Origin of the sequence: Claveliimonas sp., from assembly GCF_037273965.1 — a bacterium.
Lineage (GTDB): Bacteria > Bacillota > Clostridia > Lachnospirales > Lachnospiraceae > Claveliimonas > Claveliimonas bilis.
Genome location: NZ_JAYAZJ010000111.1, coordinates 1 through 6,710 on the forward strand (window position 1 = coordinate 1; position 6,710 = coordinate 6,710).

General features: G+C 44.1%; 5 protein-coding genes and 2 tRNA genes. All 7 read left to right on the plus strand.

Features of this window, described 5'->3' with window-relative positions:
• The first annotated feature begins 97 nt into the window (after positions 1 to 97).
• The 7 genes from WJ238_RS10030 to WJ238_RS10060 all read left to right on the plus strand — a co-directional run bounded on the left by WJ238_RS10030 (position 98) and on the right by WJ238_RS10060 (position 6,056).
• Positions 98 to 1,321, plus strand: a complete 1,224-nt coding sequence (locus tag WJ238_RS10030) for a Gfo/Idh/MocA family oxidoreductase (protein WP_337606855.1) — start codon at positions 98 to 100, stop codon at positions 1,319 to 1,321.
• Between the two features lie 373 nt (positions 1,322 to 1,694).
• On the plus strand, positions 1,695 to 3,158 hold the full coding sequence (locus WJ238_RS10035) for an ATP-binding protein (RefSeq protein ID WP_337606856.1): 1,464 nt from the start codon (positions 1,695 to 1,697) through the stop codon (positions 3,156 to 3,158).
• Between the two features lie 155 nt (positions 3,159 to 3,313).
• The gene (locus WJ238_RS10040) at positions 3,314 to 4,471 is read left to right on the plus strand and encodes a DUF3810 domain-containing protein (protein WP_337606858.1); all 1,158 of its coding nucleotides are present in this window, start codon (positions 3,314 to 3,316) and stop codon (positions 4,469 to 4,471) included.
• Positions 4,472 to 4,530: 59 nt separating this feature from the next.
• Entirely contained in the window at positions 4,531 to 5,286 is a 756-nt protein-coding gene (gene prdD, locus WJ238_RS10045; protein ID WP_316267653.1) for a proline reductase cluster protein PrdD, read from the plus strand.
• A gap of 14 nt (positions 5,287 to 5,300) precedes the next feature.
• Positions 5,301 to 5,798 carry a glycine/sarcosine/betaine reductase component B subunit gene (locus WJ238_RS10050; RefSeq protein WP_316267652.1) on the plus strand — a complete coding sequence of 166 codons (498 nt, stop codon included), beginning with the start codon at positions 5,301 to 5,303 and terminating at the stop codon, positions 5,796 to 5,798.
• Between the two features lie 112 nt (positions 5,799 to 5,910).
• Positions 5,911 to 5,982 (plus strand) — tRNA-Glu (locus WJ238_RS10055).
• Between the two features lie 3 nt (positions 5,983 to 5,985).
• A tRNA-Cys gene (locus WJ238_RS10060) sits at positions 5,986 to 6,056 on the plus strand.
• The last annotated feature ends 654 nt before the right edge of the window (positions 6,057 to 6,710 follow it).

The window sequence follows — 6,710 nt, forward strand, 5'->3', positions numbered from 1 at the left end:
GCAGGAAAGAATTGTATAAATTATAATAAAATTACTAAAAACAAAAGATAAACTGTTCGGCCGAAAAATATCTTTTGCTGGAAAGGATGAGACAAAAATGAAAAAACAAGTAACAGTGGCGCTTGCAGGGCTGGGAAGCAGAGGAAAAGATACATACGCCCCGGCGGCAAAGCTGTTTCCGGATCGCATGAAGATTGTAGCAATTGCTGATATTGATCCGGCTAAGGTGAAGGAGGTGGCGGATGATTATGATGTTCCGGATGAATCCTGTTTCACCAGTGCGGAGGAAATGATCAGTCAGCCGAAACTGGCGGACGTTATGTTCATTACTACCCAGGATCAGCAGCACGTAGGGCAGGCAATCAAGGCGATGGAAAAAGGATATGACCTTTTGATGGAAAAACCGATTTCTCCGGATCTTAACGAGTGCAGGGAGATCATTCGGATAGCAAAAAAACTGAACAGGACTGTTGTGATCTGCCATGTTCTCCGTTATACACCTTTCTACCAGGAAGTGAAACGAATTTTAAAGAGCGGGCAAATCGGACTTCCCTTTGAAGCAGCAGAGGCAGGGCGGATACCAGGGGAAAAGGAAGCGCAGCTTAGGAAACTATTTGAAGAAGATGAGCCGTCCTTTTATCAGGCTTTGCAAAAAGAGAAGACAGAGTATCAGACAGCACTGTATCTCTATATGAAATGGGGAGCGGAGAGCTATCCTTCTTATAAGGAAGCGGGAATATCCGACAGGATCTATTATGATACATTTCGGGATATGGAGATCTGGTGCAGACACTGTCTGAAGGAGACGGGCATCCCGGGGATGAAACAGTACCAGTGGACAAGCCTTCCTATTAAAAGGAAGATTTACCGCCTCGGACGGCTGCAGTATGAACCTTCCCGGCTGAAAGATGAAAACTGGGAGGAAGGGAAAGAGATTCCGGTTCTGGAGGTGCATATTCCCGAAGGGGAGCCATTGGATGTACAGGCAGTGAAAGATTCATTTAAAGAAGCGGCGGGATTTTTTGAAGAAGTGGTTTCTTATAAGTACGATGGATTTCACTGTGAATCCTGGCTTCTTTCTCCGCAGCTTCACAATCTGCTTTCAAAACAGTCCAATATTCTCCGGTTTCAGGATTTGTTTTTTGTTTATAATGAGATACCTGCAAGGCAGGCAGAAGAAAGAGTCTTTGGAAAGGTGACGGACCGGATAGAAGAATATCCGGAAGATACAAGTCTTCAAAGAGCGTTGAAGGCATATTTACAGAAAGGAAATAAAGTGGGAATGGGCTGCGGGTTTATTCCGCCTGAAGGACCCGATTAAAGGAAAAATAGAAAATACTATGCAAAAGATTAGTCTATTGCATAGTATTTTTGTTATTTTTGGCAAGTATGAAATAAAACCTTTTGCCAATAATGAATGGAAACGATTAGCAAAAACGCCAAACCTGTATTTTGCTACATTGGATTGTGTGCATGTCTGTCTATGTGGATTACCGGAGGATACCTTGCTGTATGGCGCTGCAAAAGAGTCAAGGATTCCTCTTAGGGAGGATTATGTCGGTGTTTGCATATTTTTGTAATATAATTTGCAATTTGTAAAGACTTTTGATATAATATACTTTGTAAACGGCGCTTGAAAATGGAGCATATAATAGTTAAACTCCGATAGAATACTAGTATTATGGAGGTGTATTATGGCGATTGTAAATGATGAACAAGTTATTAAAGTATTGCGGCAGTATAACCCGTGGTGGCGGACGCCTTCTGCCATCAAGGAAGAAAGCAAGCCGCACAAAAGGCTGGCATATTATGAAGCCCTGAAAATACTTACGCATAAAACGATACGAAGATTTGCTGTTTTGTCTGGCATGAGACGTGTGGGTAAGACGACAATTCTCTATCAGATCATTGACCATCTGATAGACCGGGGGATCAATCCCGGAAATATTCTGTACGCTACCTTTGATAATCCGATTCTGAAACTTGTCAATGTGGAAAATGTGCTGTCCATCTATGAAGGAATGTACCCTATAGAGGGTACAAGGTATATTCTTTTTGATGAAGTACTACAGTACACTGAAAATTGGGAGCTCTGGATGAAGGTGATTTATGACAGCAGAAAGGATATTCGTTTGATTGCTACAGGGTCTGCCAGTCCTATCCTGGAAAGGGGGGCTGCAGACAGCGGCACAGGGCGTTGGAGCGTTCTCAAAATACCTACTATGTCTTTTTATGAGTATTGCAGGCTGCTTGGTCTCGATTTACCTGTTTTGGAGGATGAGCTGCGTTTATCAGAGCTTCAAGGCTTTAGTTCGGCACAGCTTGGCAGTTTGATGGACAAATTTACTCCATTGCAAAATCATTTTAATCGTTATCTAATGATCGGTGGTTTTCCAGAGCTGGTGTTATCGGACGACGATGTCTATGCACAGAGAATGCTGAGGGAAGACGTGGTCGATAAGGTTATCAAGCGAGATGTGCTGTCGCTCTTTAATATTCGAAGTCCTCTGTTGATGGAAAAGCTGTTTCTCTACTTGTGTATGAACTCAACCGAGATTTTTAACGCTACTACCGCGGCAAAGGAATTAGAAAATACTTCGATCACAACGGTTGAAAGTTATATTAAAGCGCTGGAAATGTCCAATCTCATTTATTTGGCAAAGCCAATGGATGTAGGAAGCAAAGGTGCTCTAAAAGGGAAGCCGAAAATATTCATTGCTGATGCGGCTATCCGTAATGCAGTGCTGATGATTGACGATGTACTTTCAGATGAAAAGGAACTCGGCGCAATGGTGGAAACAACTGTTTATAAACATATGGTTTCTTTTTATCAGGGAAGTCCTGCTCAGCTTGGATATTTCAGAAAGGCAAAGAATAATCAGAAAGAGGTCGATGTGGTGGTAGAACTTCCCCGTCAGAAGATCCTCTGTGAAGTGAAATACCGTAATAATTCTCACATTGCAGAGACAGATGCCATTGTCGAGTTATGCCGGGACGAACAAACGAAAGTAACAAACGCTTTTTTAATCACAAAACGCCTGGACGATTTTGGTATTACCAAGCATAAAACAAAGGTACCCATTCTGCGTGTTCCGGCTATTGCTTTTCTCTATATCTTAGGAAAAGCAGAAGCAGAGGGATGGAACGGTAAATTGTAAAATGGCCGGTGCAGACTTTGTTTTAAACTTTAGAAAGTGTTTCTTAATACAGAGGGGACTCCTGGAAACAGGAGTTCCCTGTTTGTAATTACAGAGATTTTGCAGTATACTGTAGATAAATCCAGGATTGAAATTTACTTAGGAAGGAATAGCGGATGGCTCAAGATTTGCAGAGGATGAGACAGGGGAAGGAAGAGCTGCAGACGGGGAAAAAACAGCAGAAGGGGAAAGGGCAGAGAGAAAAAAAGAGGGCGCTGGCGGGGCTTTTTCTGCTTTTGGCCGCAGTGCTTCTTCTCTTTGCAGCCCGTTCATTTCCGAATTTTGCCACGTGGTACAGCCTACATATATATAAAGCACTTGTGTCTTTAGCAGGGCGTTTTTTTGGGATATTTCCGATATCTGTATCGGAGTTCCTTCTATATATATTGGCAGTGTTTTTTGTCTTTTGTATCGGACGGACGATCAGAGAAGCCGTACACTCGGGAAAGGCGGCAGCCCCATTGGCCAGGTTCTTTTCAGGTTTGCTTTTGGCCGCTGGAATCCTGTTTTTTATCTATGCGGCGGCATGTGGAGTAAATTATTATCGTACATCTTTTGCAGAGGAGACTTCCCTTGAGGTGGAGGGAGGAACGGTGGAAGAGTTGAAGGAAGCGTGCCGGATGCTGACAGATCAGGTCAACGAAACTGCCTCGGAAGTTTATCGGGATGAGTCCGGTCAGATGAAGCTGACAGGAGACGTTCAGGAAAGAGCAGTGGCTGCCATGGAAAAGCTGGGAGAGAAATATGACTGTCTGGAGGGAGAGTATCCTCGGCCGAAAGGACTTGTGTTTTCCTGGATTCTTTCCGTCCAGAAACTGACAGGAATATATTCCCCCTTTACGATAGAAGCAAATTATAATACGGAAATGACAGATTATAATATTCCTTTTACAGCCTGTCATGAGCTGGCGCATCTCAAAGGATTTATGCAGGAGCAGGAGGCAAATTTTATCGGTTATCTGGCAGCGCTTGAGTCGGATGATACAGAGTTTCAGTACAGTGGGGCGCTTCTTGGATGGATCTACTGTACCAATGCTCTGCAGGAGACGGATTACGAAGCTTATCGGGAGATACGGTCAGAGCTTTGCGAAGAAGCGAAAGTTGATCTGGAAGCAAACAGCCAGTTCTGGCAGAAGTATGAAAGTCCGGTGGCAGAGGTGGCAAATGAGGTAAATGACACTTATCTGAAGGCCAACGGACAGCAGGACGGCGTTGTAAGTTATGACAGAATGGTGGAACTGATTCTTGCCTATAACCGGCAGCAGAACGGGTAAGAGTCAGATGTACAGGGAAATTTTCCTGCATATCGTGTAATAGAAAGGGGACGAAGAGGATGGAAACAGGAAGCAGACTTACAGTCCGTGCCTATCATGTTTGTTCGGTAGAGTACGGAGAAGAAAATCGAATCGATGTGGATGGCCATATGACTGTGCAGCCCGGGATTGCGGACAGCATAAAGGCCGGGGAGCCGCTGATCAGTGATATTAAAATCCGGATCATACAGCCCGATGAGCATCAGCAGCATACCAATACGGTGATGGATGTCATTCCGCTTTCCACTAAGGTGCTGGGACGGGTGGGAGAAGGGATCACCCATACCTTAACAGGTGTATATGTGATATTGACCGGAGTAGATGAAGGCGGGCGTCAGGTATGCAACTTCGGTGCCAGTGACGGGATCCTTAGGGACAAGATTGCATGGGGACGTCCGGGTACGCCGCTGGAAAGCGATATCCTGATCTCCTTTGATGTAGTGTTAAAAGAAGGTACATGGGCGGACCGGCCGGGACCGGAAGCAATCCACAGAGCATGTGACGCCTTTTGCCAGATCTTCCGCAGTCAGATGAAAAAATTTAATGGCTATAAATGTACGGAAAAGCATGTGTTTCAGGAGACTTACGAGCCGGGACGCAAGGATGTGGTAATTGTAAAAGAAGTATCCGGCCAGGGAGCGGTCTATGACACAAGGCTGTTCGGCCATGAACCCGGCGGATATGAGGGCGGCAGATCTGTGATCGATATGGGATGGATGCCGGTAATTGTGACGCCCAATGAATTTCGGGATGGAATTATGCACGCGATGGATTAAAAGGAGGATGTTTTATGGGAATCGGAACGAGTATGAAGGAAACAACACTTCATTATTACAGAGATCCGTTGGTGGAAGTCCTTTCGGAAGATACGGATGTGAATCTTCGGGGAATTGTGATCGTGGGTTCTCCTGACAAAAACGAAGACAAATATTTATCTGCCGAGAGAGTCGGCGTATCTTTGGAATGTATGAGAGTGGACGGTGCAGTTTTCTCCTGCAATGGTATTGGCAATAATCATGTAGATTATGCCCATGCTATCGAAGAGACAGAAAAAAGGGGTATACCTACTGCGGTTTTAAGCCAGTGCCCGGCAAAAGATTTTGTTGTACAGAATAAATATCTGGATGGAGTGGTATGCTATTATAAATCGAGAGATAGAATGGAGCAGGATGGCGATGAGACAAAAGTACTGGCTGAAAATACAGTAACAGAGATTGATGCAAAGAAAGCTTTGGCTTTGCTGAAGCTGAAAATGAGAAAATGGGAGGAAAAAGAGAAGGGTATATAAAGACGTATAAAACCTTCAAAGAAATTATAAAAAGTGCTTGCATTTTCTTATAAGGTGTGATATTATAATTTTCGGTCACGGTTTAAGGCAGTGATTCGACAATATAATATCCGGCTCCATGGTCAAGCGGTTAAGACATCGCCCTTTCACGGCGGTAACCCGGGTTCGATTCCCGGTGGAGTCATATGGCGCCATAGCCAAGTGGTAAGGCAGAGGTCTGCAACACCTTCATCACCAGTTCAAATCTGGTTGGCGCCTTTATAAGAGGGGCTGTCGGGAAATACCGAACTTCAGTACCCTGATATATAAAAGGAAGACGTTCCTGCAGAATCCAGGTTTTATGAAAGCCGGATTTTTCTGCCGGGTCGTCTTTTTTATTTGACAGGAAATTTTTTTCTATTAAGATTAGGGTGTCAAAAGGCATATCTAAAAGTGGCCTTTGTTTACTGCCAGCCTTTTTACGGAAAGCTGCTTCTGGATCCGATGGATTCAACAGCACTTTTGAAGGATCCTCTTTTTCCTTTTTCTCGCGCAAACGCCGGGTCCCGTCGTTATGAAAAGTTGTCTGTTCTTTAAGCAGACGGATCAACAGCTGATATTCGCTGGTATCGTCAAAATCCCCGCCACAGATATCCAGAAGCCTTTCTGCATCATGTATGACCTGGAGTGTCCTGTTATTGGCATCAAGGTTGCGCTGATGATAAATGAATGCATTATAATCATCTTTCTCGACATAGTGCTTTTGCGCTTCCGGAAGGGGAACATCCCGGGTCACCATAACTTTTGCAAGATTTGAAACACAGGTATAAAAAAGTTCCAGTAACGAAAGATTTCTGATGTTTGCAGCGATCATTATACTGGTGTGGTATAAAAAAAGTTGACAGCTTATTCTCAAGGATTTCATAATAAAAC

Coding starts and splice junctions, on each gene's coding strand:
- prdD (WP_316267653.1), top strand. CDS start 4,531: ATGGAAACAGGAAGCAGACTTACAGTCCGTGCCTATCATGTTTGTTCG.
- WJ238_RS10030 (WP_337606855.1), top strand. CDS start 98: ATGAAAAAACAAGTAACAGTGGCGCTTGCAGGGCTGGGAAGCAGAGGA.
- WJ238_RS10035 (WP_337606856.1), top strand. CDS start 1,695: ATGGCGATTGTAAATGATGAACAAGTTATTAAAGTATTGCGGCAGTAT.
- WJ238_RS10050 (WP_316267652.1), top strand. CDS start 5,301: ATGGGAATCGGAACGAGTATGAAGGAAACAACACTTCATTATTACAGA.
- WJ238_RS10040 (WP_337606858.1), top strand. CDS start 3,314: ATGGCTCAAGATTTGCAGAGGATGAGACAGGGGAAGGAAGAGCTGCAG.